The sequence below is a fragment of the Alphaproteobacteria bacterium genome (assembly GCA_019635875.1).
Classification (GTDB): Bacteria; Pseudomonadota; Alphaproteobacteria; order Reyranellales; family Reyranellaceae; genus JAFAZJ01.
This window is the reverse complement of the sequence record JAHBYP010000003.1, coordinates 664,667-688,395: the sequence shown is the minus strand read 5'-3', so window position 1 is coordinate 688,395 and position 23,729 is coordinate 664,667. Positions and strand designations below refer to the sequence as shown.

The window sequence follows — 23,729 nt, the reverse complement described above, 5'->3', positions numbered from 1 at the left end:
CCATCCCTCACCCCTCGCTTCCCCTTCCGGGACCAGCCGGGGGGGGGTGAAGGATGGTGAAGGATTGTCGGGTTATCGACGTCACGCGCGCGGACGGTCGATAAGGGAAAATCCTTCACCATCCTTCACCCCCGCCCCCGGGGCTCAGACTTCCTTGTGCCACGGCCCGAACGGCGGCATGTCCTGGCTGGGCCTCATGGGGAAGGCGGGCGGGCGCTTCTCCATGAAGGAGCGCACGCCTTCCTGGGCATCGCCCCTCGCCATGTGGGCGATGCAGGCGATGTCGATGCCCAGCGCGTCCTGCGGATCCTGCGCGCCCAGCATGCTCCACATCAGCTGCCGGTTCATCGCCGCCGCCACGGGCGAGGTGTCGGTGGCGAACTTGCGCGCCAGCGCCCTGGCCGCCGGCAGCAATTCCTCGGGCGCGTGCACGGAACGCACCAGGGCGCCCTTCAGCGCCTCCTCGGCGCCGAAGATCTCGGCCGACATCACCCATTCCTGGGCGCGCTGCATGCCGACCAGGCGCGGCAGGTACCACGAGCTGCCGGCCTCCATCACCATGCCGCGCCTGTTGAAGACGAAGCCGATGCGTGCCGTGCTCGACATCAGGCGGATGTCCATCGGCAGGCACATGGTGATGCCGACGCCGACCGCCGCGCCGTTGATCGCGGCGATCACCGGCTTGAGCGAGCCGGCGATCGCCGTGGTGATCGAATCGCCCTGGCGGCGCTGCTGCGGCTTCTCGCGCCCTTCGCCCCAGACCTGGAAGCTGCCGCTGCCGCCGGAGATGTCGGCGCCGGCGCAGAATGCGCGGCCAGCGCCGGTGACGATCACGGCGCGGATGGAATCGTCCTGGTTGATGCGGCCGAAGATGTCGAGCATGTCGCGCGACATCGCGGGGTTGAAGGCGTTGAGCTTGTCCGGCCGGTTCAGCGTGATGGTCAGCACGCCGTCATCGATCTCGGTCAGCAAGGTCTCGTAGCTCTGCATCGTCTTTCCTCCACTGGCGGCGAGTGTCGACGCCGCCCGGTGAGGGAGCAAGCGCCGTCGTTTCGACAGGCGAGGCGCGATAGGCGTTGCCACCCAGCGGGCCATCGGGGACGATGCGCGGCATCGAATTCCGGAGGGAAGAATGTCGGAGCTGATCGAGACGATCGAGGATGGCGTCGCTACGCTGACCATGAACCGGCCCGAGGCCATGAACGCGCTGTCGGGCGCCATTATGGGCGGGCTGCTCGACGCGCTGCCGCGCCTGGCGGCCGATTCGAAGGTCGGCTGCGTCGTCGTGCGCGGCGCCGGCGACAAGGCGTTCTGCGCCGGCGGTGACGTCAAGTCGATGGCGGCGGGCAGCAATCGCGAGCTGAGCTACGAGGACAAGGTCGCCCACCTGCGCTCGCGCATGGAGGTCTCGGAAGTCCTGCACGAGATGCCCAAGCCGACCATCGCCATGGTCAACGGCGTCGCCGCCGGCGCCGGACTGTCGATCGCGCTGGCCTGCGACATGCGCTTCGCGGCCAAGAGCGCGCGCATGACCACCGCCTTCGCCAAGGTCGGCTTCTCCGGTGATTTCGGCTCGCACTATTTCCTGCACAAGCTGGTCGGCACCGCCAAGGCGCGCGAGCTTTACTTCACCGCCGAGATCCTGGGCGCCGACAAGATCGAGAAGCTGGGCCTCGCGAACTGGATCGTCGACGACGACAAGCTTGAGGCCGAGTGCATGGCCTTCGCCAGGAAGCTGGCCGCCGGACCGCGCGTCGCCTGGTGGCATGTGAAGCACAACATGAAGATCGCCGAGGAGGGCTCGCTCTCGGCCGCGCTCGACAGCGAGGCCTCGCGCATGATCCGCACCGGCGAGACCGACGACCACAAGGAAGCCGCCCGCGCCTTCGTCGAGAAGCGCGCGCCGCAGTTCAAGGGCCGTTGAGCATCGTTCCCTTCCCCCGGAGGGGGAAGGTGCCCGAAGGGCGGATGGGGGATGTCGAAGACGAACTCGGAGCGTGCTGAGGCATCCCCCTTCCGTCAGCGCTACGCGCTGCCACCTTCCCCCTCCGGGGGAAGGTAGAAAGCTCCACAAGGACAACACATGAGCGATCTTCTCACGCGCATCGAGGACGGCGTCCTCGTCATGACCATGAACCGGCCCGACGCGATGAATGCGCTGACCTCGCAGATGACCGCGCTCATGCTGGAGTCGCTGCGCAACGCCGTCGACAACGACGATGTCGGCTGCGTGCTGGTCACCGGCGCCGGCCCGCGCGCCTTCTGCAGCGGCGGCGACGTCAAGGCGATGGCCAGCGGCACCAAGAACCTCGGCACCTTCGAGGCCAAGGTCAACGATTTGCGCAGCCGCATGGAGGTCTCGCGCCTGCTGCATGAGATGCCGCTGCCCACCGTCGCCATGGTCAACGGCGTGGCGGCGGGCGCCGGCCTGTCGATCGCGCTGGCCTGCGACATGCGCTATGTCGGCCGCTCGGCGCGCATGACCACTGCCTTTGCGAAGGTCGGCTTCTCGGGCGATTTCGGCGGCCATTTCTTCCTGCACCGCCTGATCGGCACCGCCAAGGCGCGCGAGCTCTATTTCACCGCCGACATCCTCGACAGCGGGCAGATCGAGGCGCTGGGCCTGGCCAACCGCGTCGTCGACGACGCCGGGCTCGAGGCCGAGACCATGGCCTTCTGCAAGAGGCTGGCGGCGGGACCGCGCGTCGCCCATGCGCTGATGAAGGGCAACATGAAGATCGCCGAGGAGGGCACCCTGATCGAGGCGCTCGACGGCGAAGCCTGGCGGCTGACCCGGGCGCGCGACACCGAGGACCACAAGGAGGCGGCGCGCGCCTTCGTCGAGAAGCGCAAGCCGGTGTTCAAGGGACGCTGACCGCAACCAGTGGAGGGAACGATGCGCTTTCGTCAGGGCGTGTTCGTGGCGCGCGATCTGGAGAAGAGCGCGGCCGAGCTGTGCGACATCCTCGGCATCGAGGTCGCCTATCGCGACACCAGCGTGGCCAAATGGGGTCTCGCCAATGTCGTCTGTCCCACCGGCGACGATTTCCTCGAGATCGTCGCGCCGACGCGCGACGGCACCTCGGCCGGCCGCTACCTCGACCGGCGCAACGGCGATGGCGGCTACATGGTGATCCTCCAGGTGCCCGACGCGATCCCGTATCGCGAGCGCATCACGGCGATGGGCGTGCGCGCGGTCGAGCAGAAGAACCTGCCCGAGTATCGCTACACCCATTTCCATCCAAGCGACACCTCGGGGGTGCTGCTGTCGATCGACTCGGTGCAGCCGCCGGCCGGCGCCGACGCGGCGAAGTTCTGGCCGCCGGCCAGCAACGGCTGGACCAAGCACGATCGCAGCGACGTGACCAAGGGTCTGGCCGGCGTCGAGATCCAGCATGTCGACCCGGCCGGCGCGGCGGCGACCTGGTCGCGCATTCTCGACCGGCCGGTGAACCGGCGCGGCGAGGCATCCGTCATCGCCATCGACGGCGGCGAGATCCGCTTCGTCGCCGCCACCGATGGCCGCGGCCCCGGCGTCTCGGCCTACGACGTGAAGGCGGCCGACAAGGCGCGTGCCCTGGCGGCCGCGGACAAGCGCGGCAAGCGGCTGGGCGATTCGCAGGTCGAGGTCTGCGGCTGCCGCATCAACCTCGTGTGATGCCGTGCTGATCGTCGGCAACTATCTCTCGCCCTATGTGCGCAAGGCGCTGGTGTGTCTCGAGCTCAAGGGCATCGCCTACGAGATCGACCCGATCGTGCCGTTCTACGGCGACGATCGCTTCTCGAAGCTCAGCCCGCTGCGCCGCATTCCGGTGCTGATCGACGGCGACCTGGTGCTGACCGACTCCTCGGTGATCTGCCAGTACCTCGACGACCTCAAGCCGTCGCCGCCGCTTCTGCCCGCCGACATCCGCGACCGCGCGCGGGCGCGCTGGCTCGAGGAGTTCGCCGACACGCGCATGGGCGATGTCTTCATCTGGCGGCTGTTCTACCGCGTCGCCGTCGGTCCGGCGATCTGGGGCGACAAGCGCGACGCCGAGCAGGTGGCGCGGCTCCTGGCCGAGGACGTGCCCACGGTGCTCGACTATCTCGAGGCCGAGGCCCCGGCCGAGGGGTTCCGCTTCGGCGCGCCGACGCTGGCCGACATCGCACCGGCCTGCTTCATCCGCAACGGCCACCTGTCGCGCTTCCAGATCGACGCGACGCGCTGGCCGCGCACGGCGGGCTGGATGGCGCGCACCCTGGCGCTGCCGGCTTTCGAGAAGCTGGCGGCCTTGGAGAACGCTACCGCGCGCCGTCCCATCGCCGAGCATCGCGACGCCCTGGCGGCCGTCGGCGCGCCGCTGAGCGCGCAATCGTACGGCGCGGCGACGCCGCGCCGCGGCGTCATGCCGATCTGAGCATGCGCGCATTCGACACCACCTATGTCGCCACGACGGCGTTGGCGTGCTTCGTGCCATTGCTGCTGTTCATGGGACACCGGGACATCGGCGTCGTCGTTCTCGGGACGCTGGTCGGTGGCGTCGGCGCGGCCATCGGCGGATCGATCTGTCGGCGGTGGCCGGGTCTCGCGGCGCCGGGCTGGAAGCTGTGGCTGGCGGCCTGGCTGTTCAATCCGGTGCTGATTGTGGTCCTGGGATACATCCTGTCCGAGTATGAATGCCTGCTGGGCTACGCACGGGGCTGGAAGTGCATGGGCCTGGCGCTGGCGATACTCGCCCTGCCGGTCACGCTGATCGGACCGACCGCGGCCGTCATTGCCCACGTGATCGCGCGGCGTTCGCGCCAGTCATCCGGCTGAAGAGCGCGATCGCCGCATTGGCCTCGCCCGGGGCGGCACATTTCTGTACGAGGGAGGGGTCCGCGGCGCTAGGCTGCGGGCGCAGAGGGGTGTCCGCCTTGGCCGCATCCCGCACCTGAACAGGGAGCGACCATGAGACGAGTCTGGCCGTGCTCTCATGTCCCCCGTCTCGCCGGATTGTTCCTTCTGTTCGCCCTCGGGCTTGGCCGGCCGACCCTGGCTCACACGCTCGATGTCGCCGTCAACGTGACGGGCGACGAGTCGATGGGCAAGGAGCTCAGGGAGCTGATCGAGGAGGCCGAGAAGGGGCAGGGAGCCGTCGACGGCGCCGGCGCGCTGCAGCGAGCCCGCACGCATCTGCGGCGCGTGACCCTGGCGCTGCGCTCGAAGGGCTACTACGGCGCGTCCATCACCGCGACGATCGCCGGCCGTTCGGTCGAGGACCCGGCAACGCTCGACACGCTTGAGGCGTTACCTCCGGATCAGAAGCTGTCGGTGGCGTTTCGCGTCGAGACTGGACCGGTGTTCCGTATGGCCAAGATCGACATCCAGGGCGCGCAGGATATCGAGCGCAAATCGCTGCGGCTGGCGCCCGGCGATGCGGCCGATGCGGCGCAGATCCTCGGCACCGAGGAGGATATCCTGGTGCAGCTGCGCAAGCGTGGCCACGCCCTGGCCGTCGCCGGCGAGCGCGAGGTGGTGGTCGACCATGCCACGCAGAAGGTCGATGTCACCTATGTCTTCGACGCTGGCCCGAAGGCGAAGATGGGGCCGGTGAGTTTCGCCGGCTCGGAAAGCATCGACATGGTGTTCCTGCAGCGGCGCGTGCCGTTCAAGCAGGGCGAGCCCTACGATCCGGACAAGGTCAAGAAGCTGCGCGACCGGCTGGGCGCGCTGGGGGTGTTCAGTGCCGTGCGGGTGAAGGCGGCACCCGAGCTCAATCCCGATGGCGAGCTGCCCTTGGCCGTGGACCTGCAGGATCGGCCGCCGCGCACCATCGGCTTCGGCGTCGGGTACGAGACGCAGCGTGGCTTCGCCGTGAACGGCTTCTGGATGCACCGCAACCTGTTCGGCCAGGCCGAGAGCGTGCGGCTGTCGGCCGAGATCAACAATATCGGCCGTGGCGGGCTGAACAGCCGCAGCTTCCGCAACACCGGCTTCGCCGTGTCGGCCGCCTTCCTGAAGCCCGACTGGTGGGTCGCCGGCCAGGATGCGACCGCCAAGGTCGAGGTGCTGCGCGAGATCCTCGACGCCTACCGGCGGCGCGCCACCGAGATCCAGGGCGGTCTCGATCGCCGCATTTCCCAGGAATGGCGCGTCACCGCCGGATTCAATCTCGAATACTCGGTCATTGAACGCTTCGGCGTGACGCGGAACTACCAGCTGCTCGGCATCCCGCTGGGCGTCACCTGGGATCGGACGGACAGCGAGCTGGAGCCGACCAAGGGCTGGAAGGTCAACGCCAAGGTCACGCCCTATCTCGATGTCGGCGAGCTCGGCAAACCCTTCACCATCATGCGCCTGACCGGCAGCGGCTACCTCGATGTGCTGGGCGGCGGTCGCACGGTGCTGGCCGCCCGCGCCTCGATCGGCTCGATCCCCGGCGTGCGCACCGATGCGGTGCCGCCGGACAAGCTGTTCTACGCCGGCGGAGGCGGCTCGGTGCGCGGCTTCGCCTACCAGACCGCCGGCCCGCGCAATGCCGTCTTCACGCCGATCGGCGGGGCCAGCATCATCGAAGGCAGTCTCGAGCTGCGCCAGCGCATCGGTGAATCGTTCGGCGTGGTCGCCTTCATCGATGTCGGCAGCGCCTATCCCGGCAAGCTCCCCGACTTCTCGATCACGCCGCGCATCGGCGCCGGCATCGGCGGCCGCTACTACACCGATTTCGGGCCGATCCGCGTCGATGTCGGCTTCCCGATCAACCGACGCGCCGGCGACGACCGCTTCGGTCTCTACATCAGTCTGGGGCAGGCCTTCTGATGCGCGTGCGGCGGGCCATCGCTCTCACAGCGATCGGCCTGGTGTCGGTCGCGGTCGTTGTGTTCGCTGGACTGCAGACGCGGCTGGGCCAGCGCTGGCTGATGGGCGCCGTCGCGTCGATGGCGTCGTCACCCGACATGCGGGTCGCGATCAGCGGCTCGCACGGCTATTTCCCGACGAACCTCACCATCGATCGTATCGAGCTCGCCGACCGCCGCGGCGTGTGGCTGCGGATCGACCAGGCGCATGTCGACTGGGCCTTCACCTCGCTGTTCAGCGACCGGCTGCGCATCGACCGCCTGGCGGCCCGGCGCGTCGAGATGATGCGCCAGCCCGACGCGCCGGGCGAGCCGGCGCCGCCATCGTCGGGCGGCGGCTTCAGCCTGCCGATAGGTGTTGATCTCAAGGCGCTTGCGGTCGACGAGATCCATGTCCGCGCGCCCGCCGCGCCGATGGATTCGCGCTGGAAGCTGGCGGGCAATGCCTCGGTCGCCGCCGACACCGGCCAGAGCGACGTCAGGCTGCTGCTGGAACGCACCGACGGCCGCGAGGGGCGGCTGTCGATCGACGGTCGCTATGACATCTTCAGACGCGTCGTCGCCGCCAGCGTGTCGCTGCAGGAAGGCGAGTCGGGCCTGATCGCCAGCCTGGTCGGCCGTCCCGACCTCAAGGAAGTCTCGGCGCGATTGGTGGCCAACGGCGACGAGCGGCAGGGCAACGCCGAGCTGACCTTCGAGGGCGGCGATGCGATGTCTGCGCGGGGCTCGCTGGTCTGGCGGCCACAGGGCGATGTGACGGCGATTGCGTTGAAGCTCGAGGCCGCCGCGCCCGGCCTGCCCGACGGGCCGCTGGCGCGCATCGTGCGCCAACCGCTGCGGATCGACGGGCAGGCGACGATCAGCGATGCGCTGCTCGACGTGCGCGAGCTCACGGCCGTTGCCGCACCGATCCGGTTGCGCGCGACGGGCAAGTACGGGCTGAAGGACCGCAGGATCGACGGCGAAATCACGCTGGCCGCCGCCGAGGCGGGCGGCTTGCGTGACTTGCTGGCTGGCACGACCTGGCGCGATCTTGGCCTCGATCTGCGCCTCTCCGGCACGACCGCGAAGCCGCGCCTCAACGCGCGCATTCGCGCCGCCGAGATCAACGGGCCGGACGGCGCCTCGGCGCGCGACGCGGATGTCACCATCGATGCCGAGGCGCGCGACATCGGCGCCCGCATGCAGGCCACCATGACGCTGAGCGGCCATGCCCTCGACGTCACGGCACCCACGGTCGATGGCCGCGGCATGCCGCCGACCCGGGTCGACTTCAGCGCCAAGACCGCGCTGCAGCCCGATGGACGGATCGTCGTCGACGCGGCGGAGCTGGCCTCGGCGTTCGCCTCGCTCAAGGGCGCTGGAGCCTACCAACCCGCCAGCCGCAGCGGCGAGGCCAGGGCGAGGCTCGCCATCGCCGACGCCGCGACGATCTCGACGCTCGCCGGCCGGCCAATCACCGGTCGTGGCACCGTCGACGTGACGGTGCGCATGGCGCAGGGGCAGGCCGGCGTGGAGTGGCGGGGCATCCTGCAGAACCTGTCCGTCGAGGGCGTGCCCACCGGCGTGACCACGCCGGATATCCGGCTGAGCGGCGCGGCAACGGCGCAGCCGGATCAGCGCTGGACCTTGCGCGCCTTGCGCATCGAAAGCGACGCGCTGGCCTTCGAGATGTCCGGCCAGGGGCGCGGCCAGGACGGCGATATCGAGGCGTCGCTGGCGGCGGCACGCCTGGCGGCGATCGATCGGCGGTTCGCCGGTGCGGTCAATGCCAGGGCGACGGTCGCGATGCGCCCCGACGGAATCGCGGTGAAGCTGTCGGCGGATGCGGTGGATCTTGTGCACGAGACGCTGCGTGCCGGTCGCCTCGCGCTGTCGCTGGACGCGCAAGTGCGAGGCGAGGCGGTATCCGGGGCGCTCAACGCCAGCGGCGATCTCGCCGACCAGCCCTTGCGTATCGACGCCCGCTTCGCGCGCGCCGCCGACGGCACACTGACGGTGCCGACGATCGACGCGCGCTGGGCCAGCTCGACCATCGACTCGAAGGATTTGACGGTCACCGCCAGCAGCGCGACGGGCAGCGCGCGCGCCAGGCTGGGCGACCTTGCCGAGATCGGCCGCGTCATCGGCCAGAAGCTCGCGGGCTCGGTGGAGTTGGACGTCACCACCGACAACGAGGTGCCCGGCGGTCGCGTGAAGACGGTGGTGCGCGGCAAGGGCCTGCAGGGCGGCGGCTTCGAGGCCGCGGCCCTGGACGTGGATGCCACGCTCGTCGATCCGCTGGGCCGCGCCGGCATCGAGGGCAGCGCGCGCGCCACCGGCCTGCGCGGCATCGACGAGCTGAGCCAGGTGGCGCTGACCGTCGGCGGTGAACGCGCGGCGCTCGATGTGACGGTGGACGCCAGGGGACCGCGCACCAATGCGCAACTCGCGGCGAAGCTGCGCGAGTTCGCCGATGGATTCGTCATCGAGCTGGCGCGTGCCACCGGCCGGTTCGCGGACCTGCCGATCGCCCTGGCCGGGGCATCGAAGGCGCGCATCGAGGGATCGCGGGTCGTGGTCGAGCCGACGTCGCTTCGCATCGCCGACGGTCGCGTCAATGTCGCCGGCACGCTGGATTCAGGTCAGAGCGATTTGGGCATCGAGATCGCCGGCTTCCCGCTGGTGGCGATCGGCAAGATCGCGCCCGGCGTCGATATGGTCGGCACGCTGCAGGCCAAGGCGCGGGTGCGGGGCGCGTTGGCCGCGCCGCGGGTCGAGTCGACCTTCACCATTGCCGCCATGCGCCTGCGCCGGCCGATGACCGAGCTGCTGCCGGCGCTGAACGTCACCGGGTCAGCGGCACTCTCCGGCAATCGTGCCACGTTCGACACACAGGTCGCGGCCGGCGCGGCAAGTCGGCTGACCATCAAGGGCGATGCGTCGCTCGCGGGCGGACCCACCAACGCCGCCATCGCCGGCACGCTCGATCTCGGGCCCTTCGCGCCCCTGGTCGGCTCGACGGTGCAGGGACTGCGCGGCACGGCGACGCCCGACGTGAGCCTGAGGATTGCCGGCGACTCGATCACCGGGCAGGGCAATGTCACCCTGAGAGGCATCGCGCTCACCCTGCCGGTCGCGGGTCTGCGCCTGCAGGGCGGCGACGCCGTCCTGCGGCTCAACGGCAATGCGCTGGCGATCGAGCGCCTGGTCGCCTCGACCGGCGGCAGCGGCGACATCAATGCCACGGGCACCGTGCAGCTCGACGCGGCGCGTGGCTTCCCCGTCGATCTTCAGGTCACCACGCGCCGCGCCGCGCTGGTCAATCGCGACGACCTGGTCGCCACGATCTCGTCGAACCTGCGCGTGACGGGTGCGGCGACCAACGGCCTCACGGTCAGCGGGCCGGTCACCATCGACCGTGCCGAGCTCACCATCGGCGCGAGCCAGGTGGCGAGCTATCCAACCCTGCCGGTGCGCGAGATCAACAAGCCCGGCGCCATCAAGCAGCCACCGCCGCCGCGTCCGGTGCGCGCCGGCAAGCCGGTGCCGACTGGGCCGCCGCGCGGCGCGGCGGTCAACCTGGCGCTGACCATCGACGCGCCGCGCGCGGTGTTCGTGCGCGGCCGCGGGCTGGACGCCGAGGTGGGCGGGCGCTTCCAGGTCTCGGGCGACGCCTCGAAGCCCGGCGTGGTCGGCAATCTCAGCCTGCGGCGCGGCGACTTCAACCTGGCCGGCAAGCGTCTGAGATTCACGCGCGGCAATGTCAGCCTGATCGACCTCGAAACCATCGAGCCGCTGCTCGACTTCGTCGCCTCGGCGCCGATCAACGGCGGCACCGCCGAGATCGTGATCTCCGGCACCAGCCGCGCGCCCAGGATCGAGCTGCGCTCGTCGCCGGAGATGCCGCCGGACGAGGTGATGGCGACGCTGCTGTTCGGCAAGTCCGGCTCAAAGCTCAGTCCCTTCGAGCTGGTCTCGGCGGCGCAGGCCCTGGCCGAGCTGACCGGCGTCTCGCAGGGGCGCGGCTTCCTGGCGCGCATCCGCGGCGGCCTGGGCCTCGATCGTCTGGCGGTCGATTCGGCGAACGAGGATCCCGCCTCGATCACGCTGGAAGCCGGCCGCTACGTCGCCCCGGGGATCTACGTTGGCGCCAAGCAGGGTGCCACGGCGGACTCCAGCCGCGGCGTGGTCGAGATCGACATCATGCGCAACACCAAGATCGAAGCCGATGTCGGCGCCGACAAGTCCGGCCGCTCGACCGGCCGCGTCGGCATCAAGATGGAATGGGACTATTGAGCTTATCCTTCTCCCCGCGAAGGCGGGGAGAAGGTGGCGCGAAGCGCCGGATGAGCAACTGTATTGTGGAGAGGTTGAGTGAACCGGAGCAGCGACCGCGTCAAGGCGCGCGCGTTCGCGCGCCCGCTGGCGCGGCTACGGCCTTGACCCGGCCGCTGCCCCGGTTCGTTGGGCTCGGCAAGCCGTCGGCGCATTGCGCCGACAGCTCGGCAGGCTCAGGCGGCGAGCGCCGCGGGTTGCCAGTCCTGGTCGCGCGCGACCATGGCGTTGAGCATGCCGAGCAGGCGGCGCAGACAGGCAATGATGGCGAGCTTGGCGGCCTTGCCCTTGGCCCGCAGCGCCGTGTAGTGGGCGTTGAGGGTCGGGTTGCAGGCGGTGGTGGCGGCGACCATGGCCGACATGTAGAGCACGTTGCGCAGCTTGGTGCGCCCGCCCTGGATGACGCGCACGCCGCGGCGCGGGCCGCTGTCGTCGTCGAAGGGCGCGACGCCGACGAGACGCGCCAGCTTGCGGCGCGAGAGCTTGCCGAGCTCGGGCAGCCAGGCGATCAGGGCGGCGATCGCCACCGGCCCCAGCCCGGGCACGCTGCCGAGGCGGCGCGCCAAGGCGGCGAACGGCGTGTGCGCGGCGATGGCCTCGGCGATCTTGCCGTCCAGCGTGGCGAGCGCCTGCTCGAGCGCCGCCAGCGGTTGGGCCATGATCTGGGCGACATCGGCGGCGATGCTGCGCTGCTGCTGCCGCAGCGCCGTGCGGTGATCGAGCAGATCGTGGCGCGCGGCGAGCAGCTCGCCCAGCGCCGCGCGCCGGGCATCGGGCAGGATCGTCGTGTCGCGATCGTCCGCCGTGGCCAGGCCGAAGCGGGCGATTACCTGCGCATCGATGCGGTCGTTCTTGGCCCGAGCCAGCGCCTTGGCGAAGTGGCGCACCCGCTTGGGATCGACCACCCGCACCCGCAGCCCGGCCGCCCACAGCGCCGATACCGCCGTCTTCTCGTAGCCGCCCGAGGCTTCCAGCACCGCGCACCGCACGCCCAGCGCGCCCAGCCGTTCGATCAGCGCGGCGTGGCCCGCCGCGTCGTTGCGCATGCGCCACGTCTCGCCGCTCGGCAGCACGTGACAATCGAGCCATTCCTTCGAGACATCGAGGCCGACAAGACCCTCGTTCCGTGCCATCTTCGTCATCCCTTCCTTGCTCGTTCGGGCTCGCAGCCCGTTCAACTGTTCGGGTCGAGGAAGACACGAAGCGGACCATGCTCATCCACGGTCTTCGGGCCTAGGGGCAATACGGTCTCTGCTTCGCGGCGGACGGCCGCTGCTAACGGCCGTCCGCTCGCGAACTCTAGTCCTTTCCCGATACACAAGGGGCTTCGCGGCGCGTCAACAACGACATCGCCGGGTGTTGCGCGAGAAAGCCCCTCATCCGCCTCGCTGGCGCTCGGCACCTTCTCCCCGCCTTCGCGGGGAGAAGGAAATCACGCCACCATCATCTTCTGGAACTTGCCCCGCATGATGTCCTCGGCCTCGCGCACGATGCGCTCGACAAGCTCCTTGCAGCTCGGGATGTCGTTGATCAGGCCCATGCAGGTGCCGGCCGACCACACGCCGTGCTCGAGATCGCCGGTCTCGTAGACCACGCGGCCCTTGGCGCCCGAGACGATGGGACCGATCTCCTGGATGGTCTTGCCCTCGGCCTCCATCTCGATCGCCTTCCTGGCCACCGAGTTGCCGTAGACGCGGCTGGTGTTGCGCAGGGTGCGGAATATCAGCGCGGTCGAGCGCTCGTCGGAGCCGACGATCTTCTCCTTCACGTTCTGGTGGATCGGCGCTTCCTTGGTCGCCATGAAGCGCGTGCCCATGTTGATGCCGTCGCAGCCCAGCGCCAGCGCCGCCACCAGGCCGCGCGCATCGGCGAAGCCGCCCGAGGCCAGCATCGGGATCTTGATCACGTTGGCCGCCGCCGGCAGCAGCACGAGGTTGGGCACGTCGTCTTCACCCGGATGGCCGGCGCACTCGAAGCCGTCCATCGAGATCGCATCGACGCCGACGCGCTCGGCGGTGACGCCGTGGCGCACCGAGGTGCATTTGTGGATCACCTTGATGCCGGCGTCCTTGAACTTGGGCAGGAAGGGCTTGGGGTTGTTGCCGGCGGTCTCGACGATCTTCACGCCCGACTGGACGATGGCGTCGATGTACTCACCATAGGGACGCGGCACGAGGGTGGGCAGGATGGTGAGATTCACGCCGAACGGCTTGTCGGTCATCTCGCGGCAACGCTTGATCTCCCTGGAGAGATCTTCCGGCGTCGGCTGCGTCAGCCCGGTGATGATGCCCAGCGCGCCGGCGTTGGAGACCGCCGAGGCGAGCTCGGCGCGGCCGACCCATTGCATGCCGCCCTGCACGATCGGGTGCTGGATGCCGAACATCTCGGTGAAGCGAGTCTTGATCATGGTGAGCGGTTCCCTGCCCCGATTTCGACGCGCGGAAGCGCCCATCGACGCGCCCCGCTGCGGCGCGTACCTTGTACCGAAGCAACGGCCGTTGACCAGTACCGACGGCCGGAGGGAGCGACCATGACCTATCAGCGTATCGCTGTGCGACGCCTGGCCGGCGGCTGCGGCGCGGAGATCGATGGGCCCGATCTGAAGAAGCCGCTCGACGAGCAGACGGTGGCCGAGATCCGCAAGGCCCTGATCGAGCATTGCTGCGTCTTCCTGCGCGGCCAGGAAGGCATGACCGATCTCGACCAGGCGCGCTTCGCCGGCTACTTCGGGACGTTCGGCCGCGATCCCTTCGTCGAGGGCGAGGAGACGCATCCCAGTGTGCTGAAGGTCGCCAAGGAGGCGGACGAGGGCAAGAACCCGACCTTCGGCGGCAACTGGCATTCCGACTGGAGCTTTCTGGAGACGCCGCCGGCCTTCACTTTCCTGCACGCGCGCGAGCTGCCGCCCTATGGCGGCGACACCATGTTCGCCAACCAGTACCTCGCCTACGAAACCCTGTCGGAGGGCCTGCGCCAGACGCTCGACAAGATGCGCGCGGTGTACTGGGCCAAGGGCTATGCCAAGGGTGCGGCGTTCCACGACAACCGCAACGCGCGCAGCATGAAGGTGCGCCACGACGAGAGCGCGATGGCCGAGATGGTGCACCCCATCGTGCGCGTGCATCCCGAGTCGGGAAGGCGCGCGCTGTTCGCCAACGTCGCCTACACCGTGCGCTTCGAGGGCATGACCGAGCGCGAGAGCCTGCCGCTCCTGAATTTCCTCTACGGGCACGCCGTGCGGCCGGAGTTCGTCTGCCGCTTCACCTGGTCGCCGGGCGCGATGGCGATCTGGGACAATCGCTGCCTCAAGCACTTCGCGATCAACGACTACGCCGGCTACCGCCGCGAGCTGCGCCGCACCACCATCCGCGGCGAGAAGCCGATCGCGGTGGGCGAGGACACGAACCGGCACGCGGCATGAAGCTGTCATTCCGAGCGCAGCGAGGAATCTTTCGTCAGGGCGAAGATCCCTCGCGGCGCTCGGGATGACAGTGGTGCCCAACTGAGGTCATCGGCCATGGATCTTGAGCTCGCCGGCAAGGTGGCGCTGGTCACCGGATCGAGTCGCGGCACCGGCGCCGGCATCGCCCGCGTGCTGGCGCGCGAGGGTGCGCATGTCGTGGTCAGCGGCGCCGACGAGATCGCCTGCGAGCGCATCGCGGCGCAGATTCAGAAGGACGGCGGCAAGGTCTCCATCGCCGCTGGCGACGTGGCGAGCGCCGACGGGGCCGAGGCGGTGATCGCCGCGCTGGTCGCGGCGCGGCTCGAGGTCGACGTGCTGGTCAACAATTACGGTACCGCCGAGCGCGGCTTCTGGTCGACCGCGACCGATGCCGACTGGCTCGCGATCTACGAGAAGAACGTGGTCTCGGGCGTTCGGCTGGTGCGCGCCCTGGTGCCGGGCATGAAGGCGCGCGGCTGGGGCCGCATCGTCTTCGTCGGCACCATCGGCAGCACGCGGCCCAACGCGCGCATGCCGCATTACTACGCCGCCAAGGGTGCGCTGCCGGTGATGACCGTGGGCCTGGCCAAGGAGCTGGCCGGCACGGGCATCACCGTCAACCTCGTCAGCCCAGGGCTGATTGCGACGGCCGAGGTGATCGAGAACGCCCGCCGCCGCGGCACGAAGGAGAACTGGCCCGAGGCTGCCGACCCCGACCCCGATGCGCTGCTGCGCCGGCTGGCGGCGCATGACATGCCCAACCCGGTGGGCCGCATCGCCACCACCGAGGAAGTGGGCGAGCTGGTCGCCTTCCTCGCCGGCAGCCGCGCCGCCTTCATCAACGGCCAGAACATACGCGTCGACGGCGGCGCGGTCGACGTGACGGTGTAGGCATGGCACGATAGGGGCCACAGTCCCAGTATCCCGGAGGTCCGCCATGGACACCACGATGAGCGCCCTGGGCGCGACGGCCCGCGAGACCGGCCACGCCGCCCGCCTGAAGATCCGCGCCGGTGCGCATCGCCGGCCGACCGCGGGCATGGCGCCGGGCTACGTGCAGGCCAACCTGGCGATCCTGCCGGCGGCGCTGGCGGCCGACTTCCACCGCTTCTGCCACCTCAACCCCAAGCCCTGTCCGCTGCTGGCGGCGTCGGAGCCCGGCGATCCGCGGCTGCCCGCGCTGGGCGCCGACCTCGACATCCGCACCGACATCCCGCGTTACCGCGTGTGGAAGAAGGGCGAGCTGGTCGACGAGGTCGACGACATCCGCGCGGTTTGGCGCGACGATCTGGTGTCCTTCGCGCTCGGCTGCTCGTTCAGCTTCGAGGAGGCGCTGATCGAGAACGGCCTCGATATCCGCCACATCAGCTGCAACAGCAACGTGCCGATGTACCGCACCAGCATCGCCACCGCGCCGGCTGGCCCGTTCCACGGCCCGATGGTGGTGTCGATGCGCCCGTTCAGACCGGCGGACGCGATCCGCGCCGTGCAGGTCACGACGCGCTTCCCCACGGTGCACGGCGCGCCGGTGCATCTGGGCAAGCCCGAGATGATCGGCATCAAGGACATCGCCAGGCCCGATTACGGCGATCCGGTCGAGGTGCGCGACGATGAGCTGCCGGTGTTCTGGGCCTGCGGCGTCACCCCGCAATCGGTGATCGCCACGGTGAAGCCGGAGTTCTGCATCACGCATGCGCCGGGCTACATGCTGGTGACCGACCTGCTCAACGCGCAGCTCGCGGTGCTCTGATCCAGGCATGACCGTCACGCTCGTCTTCGAGGGCCACGCCAGGGGCGCGGTCGAGCAAGTGCGCGCCGAGATCGCCGATCTCGTGGTCGCCGGCTGGACCGGCCGCGAGAGCGCGGCGCTGGAGCATCACATCGAGGAGCTGCAGGCGATCGGCGTGCCGCGCCCCAGCACCGTGCCGCTGTTCTATCGCATGTCGGTCGACCGCCTGATGCAGGCCGAGCGCATCCAGGTCGTCGGCCCTGACACGTCCGGCGAGGTCGAGCCGATGCTGATCGGCACCAGCGACCGGCTGTGGGTGACCGTCGCCTCCGACCACACCGACCGCAAGGCCGAAGCTTGGTCGGTGGCGCTCAGCAAGCAGCTCTGTCCCAAGATCTGCGGCCGCGTGGCCTGGCGCTACGAGGAGGTCGAGGCGCACTGGGACCGGCCGATGCTGCGCGCCTGGATTAGCGAGGCCGGCCGGCGCGTGCTCTACCAGGAAGGCCCGGCCGGCAACATCCGCGCGCCGCGCGACCTGGTCACCCGATACACCGGCGGATCGAAGCACCTGCCGGCGGGCACGGCGATGTCCTGCGGCACCTTCAACGCCATCGGCGGCATCCGCCCGTCGTCGCGGTTCGAGATGGAGCTCGAGGATCCGGTGCTGAACCGCAGGATCACGCACGCCTACGACATCGAGGTCGTGCCGCTGGTGAGCTGAATCTCACGGCGCCGCCGTCACGTCCGCCATCCTGCCCACGGTGTCGTTCCACACCGCGACGCAGTCGGCGCCGCAGCGCCTGGCCCAGCGCTTCAGCACAATATCGGCAACCACGTTCTCCCACGCCTTACGGTCGTTGGGAGAAAGTAGAACCCTTACCAATTTGCCCGCCTTACCGTCGCGGCAAATGGCCCCCATGATACATGCCCGGCCCATTGCGGCCTCGTCGGCGACTACCTTCCAGGCCCTGTCCTCGAATGCAGTCAATTGCGCCACGAGGAAGTCGCGCGATTTGCCGTTGAGGCCACGCCACGTCGCCTTGCTGACGGCGGTGTAAGCGATAGAAAAACCGACCGGCATGTCGATGACGTGCGTCACCACTTCGTGCCAGCCCACCTCGTTGGTCGCCGATGTGCTGGCGATGGCGCAATCGACTGCGCCCCGCAGCAGTGCGGGTACACCGTCGCCGAACGGCAAGGTGACGGCGATGGCGCCAAGGCCCTCGACCAGGTCACCCTGCGACACGTCCTGCACACCCACCTTCCTCCCCTTGAGATCGGCGAGCGATTTGATCGGCGTCTTGCAATGGATCATCTGTGTCGGAAAGGCGTACCAGTTCAGGAACTTGGCGTTGTAGTCCCTGTCCATCCGCGCATCGAGGCGCGGCGCCCATACCGTGGTGATCTTGCGCGCCATATCGAGATCGCGCGCCACGCCCGCGATGTCGACCGCCTCGAGCCAGGGATCGTTGGCGACATAGGTCGGTAGCCCGTGCGCGAAGTCGTACCGGTCCTGCTTGAGCAGGCCCATGACCTCGCTACCTTTGAGCCCGAGCCCGGTGATCGACTGCGCGCTGGCGGTGAAGGCCCCGCCCGACTCCTTCGGCAGCGCGTCCCAGAACGGCTTCTCGATCTTCTGCCAGCTGGTGAGGTTGCCGAACGAACCCACCACCTTGAACTGGAGCTTCGGCAGATCCTGCGCCTGGGCGATCGCCACCCCGGCCACCAGTGCGATGGCAGCCGCAAGCGCCCTCATGCTACGCATGGCTTGGCTCCGTCATCGCCAGCACGTGATCGCCGATGGCGAGCGAGGCCGTCAGCCCCGGCGATTCGATGCCGAAGAGGTGGATCAGGCCGGGAATGCGATGAGTCTCGGGGCCGTGGAAGGTGAAGTCCTGCGCCGGCGCGCCCGGCGGCACGATCTTGGGCCGGATGCCGGAATAGTCGGGCTGCAGCGCGCCGTCCTTCAGGTCGGGCCAGTAGCGGCGCACGGCGGCGTAGAACTTGTCGCCGCGCGCCGGATCGACTTCGTAGTCGATCTCCTCGATCCACTCGACGTCGGGGCCGAAGCGCGCCTGGCCGCCGAGATCGACGGTGATGTGCACGCCCAGCCCGCCGGGCACCGGCACGGGGTAGATGAGGCGCGAGAACGGCGCCTTGCCGCTCAGACGGAAATAATTGCCCTTGGCGTAGTAGGCGGTGGGCAGCGTGTTGTAGAGCGCGCCCTCGATCCTGCGTGCGAGGTCGGGCGCGTGCAGCCCGGCGCTGGTCACCAGCAGGCGCGTGCGCAGGGTCATCGGCTGCTCGCCGCCGACATCGATCTCGATGCCGTCCTCGACGACGCGGCCGCGTTCCATCGGGCTGTGGAAGGCGATCATCGCGCCGGCTTCCTCGGCGTCGCCCTGCAACGCCACCATGAAGCGGTGGCTGTCGATGATGCCGGTGGTCGGCGAGACCAGCGCGCCGGTGCAGCTCAGCTGCGGCTCGATCGCCATGGCCTCGGCGGCGCTGAGGAACTCCATGCCCTCGACGCCATTGGCCTCGGCGCGTGCCTTGATCGAAGCCAGGGTCTCGCGCTCGGCCTCCGTCGTGGCGACGATGAACTTGCCGCAATTGTTGTAGGGCACGCCGTGCTCGTCGCAATAGCGGTAGAGCAGGCGCCTTCCCTCGACGCACAGCCGGGCGATATTGCCGCCCCTGGGATAGTAGATGCCGGCGTGGATCACCTCGCTGTTGCGCGAGGAGGTCTCGGTGCCGATGCCCTCGCGGGCCTCCAGCACGATCACCTCGCGCCCGGCCATCGCCAGCGCCCGCGCCACCGCCAGGCCGACGACCCCCGCGCCGACCACCACGCAATCAACCGTCTCGTACGCCATGGCGGGCACTCTATGTACCTTCCCCCGGAGGGGGAAGGTGGCGCGTAGCGACGGATGGGGGATGTCGAAGACGGACTCCCGTGTCCGTTCTCGACATCCCCCATCCGCCCTTCGGGCACCTTCCCCCTCCGGGGGAAGGGATTGGGCGCTTTTCTCTGGCATGTCGCGGCGGCCAAGCCTAGTTAATGGCCCCATGTTTCGCGCGGCGCGGCTATTTGTCGGACAGATCATGGGCGCGCCGCGTGCCGTCGGCGCGGTGCTGCCCAGCTCGCGGGCGCTGGGCGAGGCGATGGTCGAGCCGATCGATTTCGCCAAGGCGAAGGTGATCGTCGAGTTCGGCGCCGGCACCGGCGCGCTGACCCATGCCATCGTTCCGCACCTGACGCCGCAGCACAGGTATCTCGGCATCGAGCTCAACGCCGCGTTCGTGGATCACCTGCGCCAGGAATTCCCCAGGCTCACCTTCGTCGCCGCCAGCGTCGAGGACCTCGACAAGATCCTGGCCCAGCACGGCATCGAGTCGATCGACGCCATCGTCTGCGGCCTGCCCTGGGCGTCGCTGCCGGTGGAGGTGCAGGAGCGCGCCTTCGGCCATGTCAGCCGCTTCCTGGTGAAGGACGGATTGTTCATCACCTTCGCCTATCTGCAGGGCCTGCCGCTGCCGGCCGCGCGCGCCCTGCGGCGGCGATTCGACGCCATCTTCAGCGACGTCTCGCGCACGCGCATCGTCTGGGGCAACGTGCCGCCGGCCTTCGCCTATGTCTGCAGGAAGTAGATGCCCTCCCGCCCGATGAAAGCCGTCCCCACGAGGGCGGCCCTCGTCACCGGCGCCGGCAAGCGTATCGGCCGCGCCTTCGCGCTGGCGCTGGCGAGCGACGGCTGGTTCGTCTTCGTGCACCACAACGCCTCGGCGGCGGAGGCGAAGCAGACCGTGGCCGATATCGTCGCCGCGGGCGGCAAGGCGAGCGCGGTGCGTGCCGACCTTGCCTCGGCGAAGCAGGCCGACGCCTTGATCGACAGGTGCCGGGCCAAGCGCGTGGCGCTCAGCTGCCTGGTCAACAGCGCCTCGCTGTTCGCGCTGGACGCCGCGCCGCATGCCGGCGCCGCGCTGTTCGACCGCCACATGGCCGTCAACCTGCGCGCACCGCTGCTGCTGTCGCAGGCGCTGGCGCGGCAGCTGCCGGACGGCGAGATCGGCGTGATCGTCAACATCCTCGACCAGAAGCTCTGGAACCTCAATCCGGACTTCCTCACATACTCGCTGAGCAAGATCGGCCTGCAGGGCCTGACGACGATGCTGGCCCAGGCCTTCGCGCCGCGCCTGCGCGTGGCCGGCATCGCGCCCGGCCTGACCCTGCGCAGCGGCAGCCAGACCGACGAGCGCTTCCGCCGGCAGCACACCGCCAATCCGCTGCGCGTCGGCGTCGAGCCCGAGGATCTGGTGCGCGCCCTGCGCTTCATCCTGGCGACGCCGTCCTTCACCGGCGACACGCTGATCGTCGACAGCGGCGAGCATCTCGTCGGCCGCCCGCGCGACATCGCCTTCGATCCGAAGGCAGGCAAGGCCGGCAGGTCATGAGCGCCGAGGACCACGCCTCCAACCTGCTGCGGCGCGACGGCGAGACCCGCCGCATCTTCCTGCGCGATCTGAAGGTGATGGCCGATATCGGCATCCACGATTTCGAGAAGGCCGCGCGCCAGAAGCTACTGATCAACATCGATCTGTGGGTCGAGGTGCACAAGGGCGATCTCGGCGACGATATCGCCAACGTGCTCGACTACGATTTCGTGCGCAAAGGCGTCGTGGCGTTGGTGGCGAGCCGGCGCTTCAACCTGCAGGAAACCCTGGTGCACGCCATCCTCGACCTGTGCCTGACCCGGCCGCAGGTCCTGGTGGCGCGCGTTTCGAGTGCCAAAACGGACGTCTATCCGGATGTCGCCGCGGCAGGCTACGAAGCCACGCGCGTGAGACGATGAGAAGTTTCTTCCCTCGGAGGGGGAAGGTGACGCGCAGCGCCGGAAGGGGGATGTCGAAGACGGACTCCTGCGTTCGTCTTCGACATCCCCCTTCCGCCCTTCGGGCACCTTCCCCCTCCGGGGGAAGGTAGTAGGATCGCGCCACCAATTTGGAGGGAGCAATGAAAACGCGGGCCGCCGTGCTGTTCGAGGTCAACAAGCCGTTGCAGGTGGTCGAGCTCGACCTCGCGCCGCCCAAGGCCGGCGAGGCGCGGGTTAAGATGAAAGCCGCCGGCGTCTGCCAGAGCGACTGGCACGTGATGAACGGCGACTGGCCGACTGCGCTGCCCGTCGTGCCTGGTCACGAGGCCGCCGGCATCGTCGAGGAGGTTGCGTCCGACGTGACCTCGGTGAAGCCGGGCGACCACGTGGTCTTCTCATTCCGCCCGCATTGCGGACGCTGCCGCTACTGCACGGCGGGCCGCACGGTGCTGTGCATCGGCCGCCTGAACTCGCCGCCGTCGGCGCTGTTCGACGGCACCTTGCGGCTGTCGCAGGGCACGACCGGTGTGAACCAGATGGCGCGCATCGGCACCTTCAGCGAGCACGTCGTCGTGCCGTCGGAGATGCTGGTGCCGATTCGCAAGGACATGCCCTGGCCGCAGGCGGCGCTGGTCGGTTGCTGCGTCGCCACCGGCGTCGGCGCGGTGACGCGCCATGCCAAGATCGAGGCCGGCTCCACGGTGCTGGTGATCGGCTGCGGCGGCGTGGGCTTGAACGCCATCCAGGGCGCAATGCTCAGTGGTGCGCGCAAGATCATCGCCTGCGACCTGCTCGACAACAAGCTGGAGATGGCGCGCAAGTTCGGTGCCACGGATACCGTCAACAGCACGAAGGACGACGCGGTCAAACGCATCAAGGAGCTGACCGGTGGGCTGGGCGTCGACTACGCCTTCGACGCGGTGAGCATCGACAAGACCCAGGCGCTGGCCTTCGACTCGCTGGCGCCGGCGGGACATGCGGTGACGGTCGGCGTGCCGGCCGCGACCATGCGCGCAGCCTACTCGCCGCTCAACCTGGTGTTCACCGAGAAGACGATCTCCGGCACCTTCTACGGCTCGGTGCGGCCGAACGTCGATTTCCCGGTGCTGGTCGACCACTACATGAACAAGCGGATCAACATCGACGGCCTGATCAGCCGCACCTACAAGCTCGACGAGATCAACGAGGGCTTCCGTGCCATGATGGGCGGCGAGGTGGCGCGCGGCGTCGTGGTCTTCGACTGATGCTCGAGCGCCTGCCCCAGCTCGTGAACGCCGACGCGATGCTGCAGTATCGCGGCCGCGGCCTGAAGACGACCTTCCTGGTCGCCGTCGGCGCGCAGGAATGGCTGCTGCACATCGACGACGGCAAGGTGGCGCGGGTCGAGAAGGGACCGTTCCGCATGCCCGCCTACAGCTTCGCGCTGCGCGGCGGCGAGGAGGGCTGGAAGCGCTTCTGGCAATCGGTGCCGCCGCCTTACTACCAGGACCTGTTCGGCCTGATGCGCCAGGGCGAGCTGCGCGCCGAGGGCGACCTGCGCCAGCTCTGGGCGCGCATCATGTACGTGAAGGGCGTGCTGGGCGCGCTGCGCGGGCAGGCAGGTGCGGCATGAGCGTCGAGTTCGAGCCCATCGTCGGCCGCTACCTGCGCTTCCCGTTCAAGGGTCGCGATTACCGGCTCTATGTCGAGGAGGCGGGGCAGGGTATCCCGCTGCTCTGTCTGCACACCGCCGGCTCCGACGGCCGCCAGTATCGCGCGCTGATGAACGACGCGACCATCACGTCGAAGTATCGCGTGATCGCCTTCGACCTGCCATGGCACGGCAAGTCCTCGCCGCCCGAGGGCTTCCATCACGAGCAGTACAAGCTCACCCGCGAGTTCTACATCGACATCATCGTCGCCGTGGCGAAGGCGCTGGAGCTCGACCGGCCTGTCGTGATGGGCTGCTCGATCGGCGGGCGCGTCGTGCTGGGGCTGGCGGCCGATCACGCGCATGTCTTCCGCGCCATCATCGGCCTGCAATCGTCGGCGACACCCAGCGCCTATTACGATATCTCGTGGCTGAACCATCCCGAGGTCGACCACAGCGAGGCGGCGCTGGGCGCGGTGTCGGGCCTGATGGCGCCGATGAGCCCGGAGGCCGAGCGCTGGGAGACGCTGTGGCACTATATGCAGGGCGGGCCGGGCATCTTCTTCGGCGACCTGCATTTCTACACGGTCGACGGCGATCTGCAGGACCGGCTGCATCGCATCGACACGGGCAAGTGCCCGCTCTACCTGCTGACCGGCGAGTACGATTACTCATGCAAGCCCGAGTACACGCTGGAGGTCGGCAAGGCCGTGCCCGGCGCGAAGATCACCATCATGAAGGGCCTCGGCCACTTCCCGATGAGCGAGAACCCGCCGCTGTTCCGCAGCTTCATCCTGCCGGTGCTGGAGGAGATCGCGGGGCGTTCGTGATGTCCTACCTTCCCCCGGAGGGGGAAGGTGCCCGAAGGGCGGATGGGGGATGTCGAAGCCGGACTCCGCCGTTTGTCATCGACAT

Annotated in this window: 22 protein-coding genes; 17 read left to right on the top strand and 5 right to left on the bottom strand. The window is 69.0% G+C overall.

The window, feature by feature from the left end; translation table 11 throughout:
- Window positions 1-144 precede the first annotated feature (144 nt).
- Window positions 145-990, bottom strand: a complete 846-nt coding sequence (locus tag KF889_14545; protein MBX3500664.1) for an enoyl-CoA hydratase/isomerase family protein — start codon at window positions 988-990, stop codon at window positions 145-147.
- Window positions 991-1,132: 142 nt separating this feature from the next.
- Between KF889_14545 and KF889_14540 the strand changes: the two genes are divergently transcribed.
- The 7 genes from KF889_14540 (at window position 1,133) to KF889_14510 (ending at window position 11,100) form a co-directional block, all read left to right on the top strand.
- Window positions 1,133-1,924, top strand: coding sequence for an enoyl-CoA hydratase (locus KF889_14540; GenBank protein ID MBX3500663.1), 792 nt, complete (start codon window positions 1,133-1,135; stop codon window positions 1,922-1,924).
- Between the two features lie 159 nt (window positions 1,925-2,083).
- The gene (locus KF889_14535) at window positions 2,084-2,875 is read left to right on the top strand and encodes an enoyl-CoA hydratase (protein MBX3500662.1); all 792 of its coding nucleotides are present in this window, start codon (window positions 2,084-2,086) and stop codon (window positions 2,873-2,875) included.
- A 21-nt stretch (window positions 2,876-2,896) separates the two neighbouring features.
- Window positions 2,897-3,658 carry a VOC family protein gene (locus KF889_14530; protein MBX3500661.1) on the top strand — a complete coding sequence of 254 codons (762 nt, stop codon included), beginning with the start codon at window positions 2,897-2,899 and terminating at the stop codon, window positions 3,656-3,658.
- 4 nt (window positions 3,659-3,662) lie between these two features.
- Complete coding sequence (locus KF889_14525; protein MBX3500660.1) at window positions 3,663-4,400, top strand: glutathione S-transferase family protein; 738 nt, start codon at window positions 3,663-3,665, stop codon at window positions 4,398-4,400.
- 2 nt (window positions 4,401-4,402) lie between these two features.
- Window positions 4,403-4,801 (top strand): hypothetical protein, encoded by a 399-nt coding sequence (locus KF889_14520; GenBank protein MBX3500659.1) that lies wholly within the window; start codon window positions 4,403-4,405, stop codon window positions 4,799-4,801.
- A 132-nt stretch (window positions 4,802-4,933) separates the two neighbouring features.
- The gene (locus KF889_14515; protein ID MBX3500658.1) at window positions 4,934-6,784 is read left to right on the top strand and encodes an outer membrane protein assembly factor; all 1,851 of its coding nucleotides are present in this window, start codon (window positions 4,934-4,936) and stop codon (window positions 6,782-6,784) included.
- Window positions 6,784-11,100, top strand: coding sequence for a translocation/assembly module TamB domain-containing protein (locus tag KF889_14510; GenBank protein ID MBX3500657.1), 4,317 nt, complete (start codon window positions 6,784-6,786; stop codon window positions 11,098-11,100). Before KF889_14515 ends, KF889_14510 begins: the two co-directional genes overlap by 1 nt.
- 215 nt (window positions 11,101-11,315) lie before the next feature.
- Here the strand turns inward: KF889_14510 and KF889_14505 are convergent, their stop codons facing one another.
- Together KF889_14505 and KF889_14500 are read right to left on the bottom strand one after the other, a co-directional pair.
- On the bottom strand, window positions 11,316-12,272 hold the full coding sequence (locus KF889_14505; GenBank protein MBX3500656.1) for an IS110 family transposase: 957 nt from the start codon (window positions 12,270-12,272) through the stop codon (window positions 11,316-11,318).
- Window positions 12,273-12,571: 299 nt separating this feature from the next.
- Window positions 12,572-13,546 (bottom strand): nitronate monooxygenase, encoded by a 975-nt coding sequence (locus KF889_14500; protein MBX3500655.1) that lies wholly within the window; start codon window positions 13,544-13,546, stop codon window positions 12,572-12,574.
- A 123-nt stretch (window positions 13,547-13,669) separates the two neighbouring features.
- Between KF889_14500 and KF889_14495 the strand changes: the two genes are divergently transcribed.
- The 4 genes from KF889_14495 to KF889_14480 all read left to right on the top strand — a co-directional run bounded on the left by KF889_14495 (window position 13,670) and on the right by KF889_14480 (window position 17,031).
- Entirely contained in the window at window positions 13,670-14,560 is an 891-nt protein-coding gene (locus KF889_14495; GenBank protein MBX3500654.1) for a TauD/TfdA family dioxygenase, read from the top strand.
- A gap of 96 nt (window positions 14,561-14,656) precedes the next feature.
- A complete protein-coding gene (locus tag KF889_14490) occupies window positions 14,657-15,472 on the top strand; it encodes an SDR family oxidoreductase (GenBank protein MBX3500653.1) in 816 nt (271 codons plus the stop codon).
- Between the two features lie 58 nt (window positions 15,473-15,530).
- Window positions 15,531-16,331: a putative hydro-lyase gene (locus KF889_14485; protein MBX3500652.1), complete on the top strand. Its 801-nt coding sequence runs from the start codon at window positions 15,531-15,533 to the stop codon at window positions 16,329-16,331.
- A 7-nt stretch (window positions 16,332-16,338) separates the two neighbouring features.
- Window positions 16,339-17,031, top strand: coding sequence for a DUF2848 domain-containing protein (locus KF889_14480; GenBank protein MBX3500651.1), 693 nt, complete (start codon window positions 16,339-16,341; stop codon window positions 17,029-17,031).
- A 3-nt stretch (window positions 17,032-17,034) separates the two neighbouring features.
- On the opposite strand, the gene dctP is transcribed toward KF889_14480, so the two are convergent.
- Together dctP and KF889_14470 are read right to left on the bottom strand one after the other, a co-directional pair.
- Complete coding sequence (dctP, locus tag KF889_14475) at window positions 17,035-18,075, bottom strand: TRAP transporter substrate-binding protein DctP (protein MBX3500650.1); 1,041 nt, start codon at window positions 18,073-18,075, stop codon at window positions 17,035-17,037.
- Entirely contained in the window at window positions 18,068-19,186 is a 1,119-nt protein-coding gene (locus tag KF889_14470; GenBank protein MBX3500649.1) for an NAD(P)/FAD-dependent oxidoreductase, read from the bottom strand. The genes dctP and KF889_14470 overlap by 8 nt, the downstream gene beginning before the upstream one ends.
- Window positions 19,187-19,415: 229 nt before the next feature.
- Here KF889_14470 and KF889_14465 point away from each other — a divergent pair, with 229 nt between their 5' ends.
- The 6 genes from KF889_14465 (at window position 19,416) to KF889_14440 (ending at window position 23,644) form a co-directional block, all read left to right on the top strand.
- Entirely contained in the window at window positions 19,416-19,961 is a 546-nt protein-coding gene (locus KF889_14465; protein ID MBX3500648.1) for a methyltransferase domain-containing protein, read from the top strand.
- 15 nt (window positions 19,962-19,976) lie between these two features.
- Entirely contained in the window at window positions 19,977-20,765 is a 789-nt protein-coding gene (locus KF889_14460; GenBank protein ID MBX3500647.1) for an SDR family oxidoreductase, read from the top strand.
- Window positions 20,762-21,163, top strand: coding sequence for a dihydroneopterin aldolase (locus tag KF889_14455; protein MBX3500646.1), 402 nt, complete (start codon window positions 20,762-20,764; stop codon window positions 21,161-21,163). Before KF889_14460 ends, KF889_14455 begins: the two co-directional genes overlap by 4 nt.
- Before the next feature lie 161 nt (window positions 21,164-21,324).
- Window positions 21,325-22,428, top strand: a complete 1,104-nt coding sequence (locus tag KF889_14450) for a Zn-dependent alcohol dehydrogenase (GenBank protein ID MBX3500645.1) — start codon at window positions 21,325-21,327, stop codon at window positions 22,426-22,428.
- The gene (locus KF889_14445) at window positions 22,428-22,796 is read left to right on the top strand and encodes a hypothetical protein (GenBank protein ID MBX3500644.1); all 369 of its coding nucleotides are present in this window, start codon (window positions 22,428-22,430) and stop codon (window positions 22,794-22,796) included. The genes KF889_14450 and KF889_14445 overlap by 1 nt, the downstream gene beginning before the upstream one ends.
- On the top strand, window positions 22,793-23,644 hold the full coding sequence (locus KF889_14440) for an alpha/beta hydrolase (GenBank protein MBX3500643.1): 852 nt from the start codon (window positions 22,793-22,795) through the stop codon (window positions 23,642-23,644). The genes KF889_14445 and KF889_14440 overlap by 4 nt, the downstream gene beginning before the upstream one ends.
- The last annotated feature ends 85 nt before the right edge of the window (window positions 23,645-23,729 follow it).

Excerpts from the sequence above, each read along its gene's own strand:
- KF889_14480 (MBX3500651.1), top strand. The coding sequence starts at position 16,339 with ATGACCGTCACGCTCGTCTTCGAGGGCCACGCCAGGGGCGCGGTCGAG.
- KF889_14545 (MBX3500664.1), bottom strand. The coding sequence starts at position 990 with ATGCAGAGCTACGAGACCTTGCTGACCGAGATCGATGACGGCGTGCTG.
- KF889_14490 (MBX3500653.1), top strand. The coding sequence starts at position 14,657 with ATGGATCTTGAGCTCGCCGGCAAGGTGGCGCTGGTCACCGGATCGAGT.
- KF889_14515 (MBX3500658.1), top strand. The coding sequence starts at position 4,934 with ATGAGACGAGTCTGGCCGTGCTCTCATGTCCCCCGTCTCGCCGGATTG.
- KF889_14495 (MBX3500654.1), top strand. The coding sequence starts at position 13,670 with ATGACCTATCAGCGTATCGCTGTGCGACGCCTGGCCGGCGGCTGCGGC.
- KF889_14485 (MBX3500652.1), top strand. The coding sequence starts at position 15,531 with ATGAGCGCCCTGGGCGCGACGGCCCGCGAGACCGGCCACGCCGCCCGC.
- KF889_14460 (MBX3500647.1), top strand. The coding sequence starts at position 19,977 with ATGAAAGCCGTCCCCACGAGGGCGGCCCTCGTCACCGGCGCCGGCAAG.
- KF889_14455 (MBX3500646.1), top strand. The coding sequence starts at position 20,762 with ATGAGCGCCGAGGACCACGCCTCCAACCTGCTGCGGCGCGACGGCGAG.
- KF889_14440 (MBX3500643.1), top strand. The coding sequence starts at position 22,793 with ATGAGCGTCGAGTTCGAGCCCATCGTCGGCCGCTACCTGCGCTTCCCG.
- KF889_14540 (MBX3500663.1), top strand. The coding sequence starts at position 1,133 with ATGTCGGAGCTGATCGAGACGATCGAGGATGGCGTCGCTACGCTGACC.
- KF889_14450 (MBX3500645.1), top strand. The coding sequence starts at position 21,325 with ATGAAAACGCGGGCCGCCGTGCTGTTCGAGGTCAACAAGCCGTTGCAG.
- KF889_14505 (MBX3500656.1), bottom strand. The coding sequence starts at position 12,272 with ATGGCACGGAACGAGGGTCTTGTCGGCCTCGATGTCTCGAAGGAATGG.
- KF889_14465 (MBX3500648.1), top strand. The coding sequence starts at position 19,416 with ATGGGCGCGCCGCGTGCCGTCGGCGCGGTGCTGCCCAGCTCGCGGGCG.
- KF889_14530 (MBX3500661.1), top strand. The coding sequence starts at position 2,897 with ATGCGCTTTCGTCAGGGCGTGTTCGTGGCGCGCGATCTGGAGAAGAGC.
- KF889_14445 (MBX3500644.1), top strand. The coding sequence starts at position 22,428 with ATGCTCGAGCGCCTGCCCCAGCTCGTGAACGCCGACGCGATGCTGCAG.
- KF889_14470 (MBX3500649.1), bottom strand. The coding sequence starts at position 19,186 with ATGGCGTACGAGACGGTTGATTGCGTGGTGGTCGGCGCGGGGGTCGTC.
- KF889_14535 (MBX3500662.1), top strand. The coding sequence starts at position 2,084 with ATGAGCGATCTTCTCACGCGCATCGAGGACGGCGTCCTCGTCATGACC.
- dctP (MBX3500650.1), bottom strand. The coding sequence starts at position 18,075 with ATGCGTAGCATGAGGGCGCTTGCGGCTGCCATCGCACTGGTGGCCGGG.
- KF889_14520 (MBX3500659.1), top strand. The coding sequence starts at position 4,403 with ATGCGCGCATTCGACACCACCTATGTCGCCACGACGGCGTTGGCGTGC.
- KF889_14500 (MBX3500655.1), bottom strand. The coding sequence starts at position 13,546 with ATGATCAAGACTCGCTTCACCGAGATGTTCGGCATCCAGCACCCGATC.
- KF889_14510 (MBX3500657.1), top strand. The coding sequence starts at position 6,784 with ATGCGCGTGCGGCGGGCCATCGCTCTCACAGCGATCGGCCTGGTGTCG.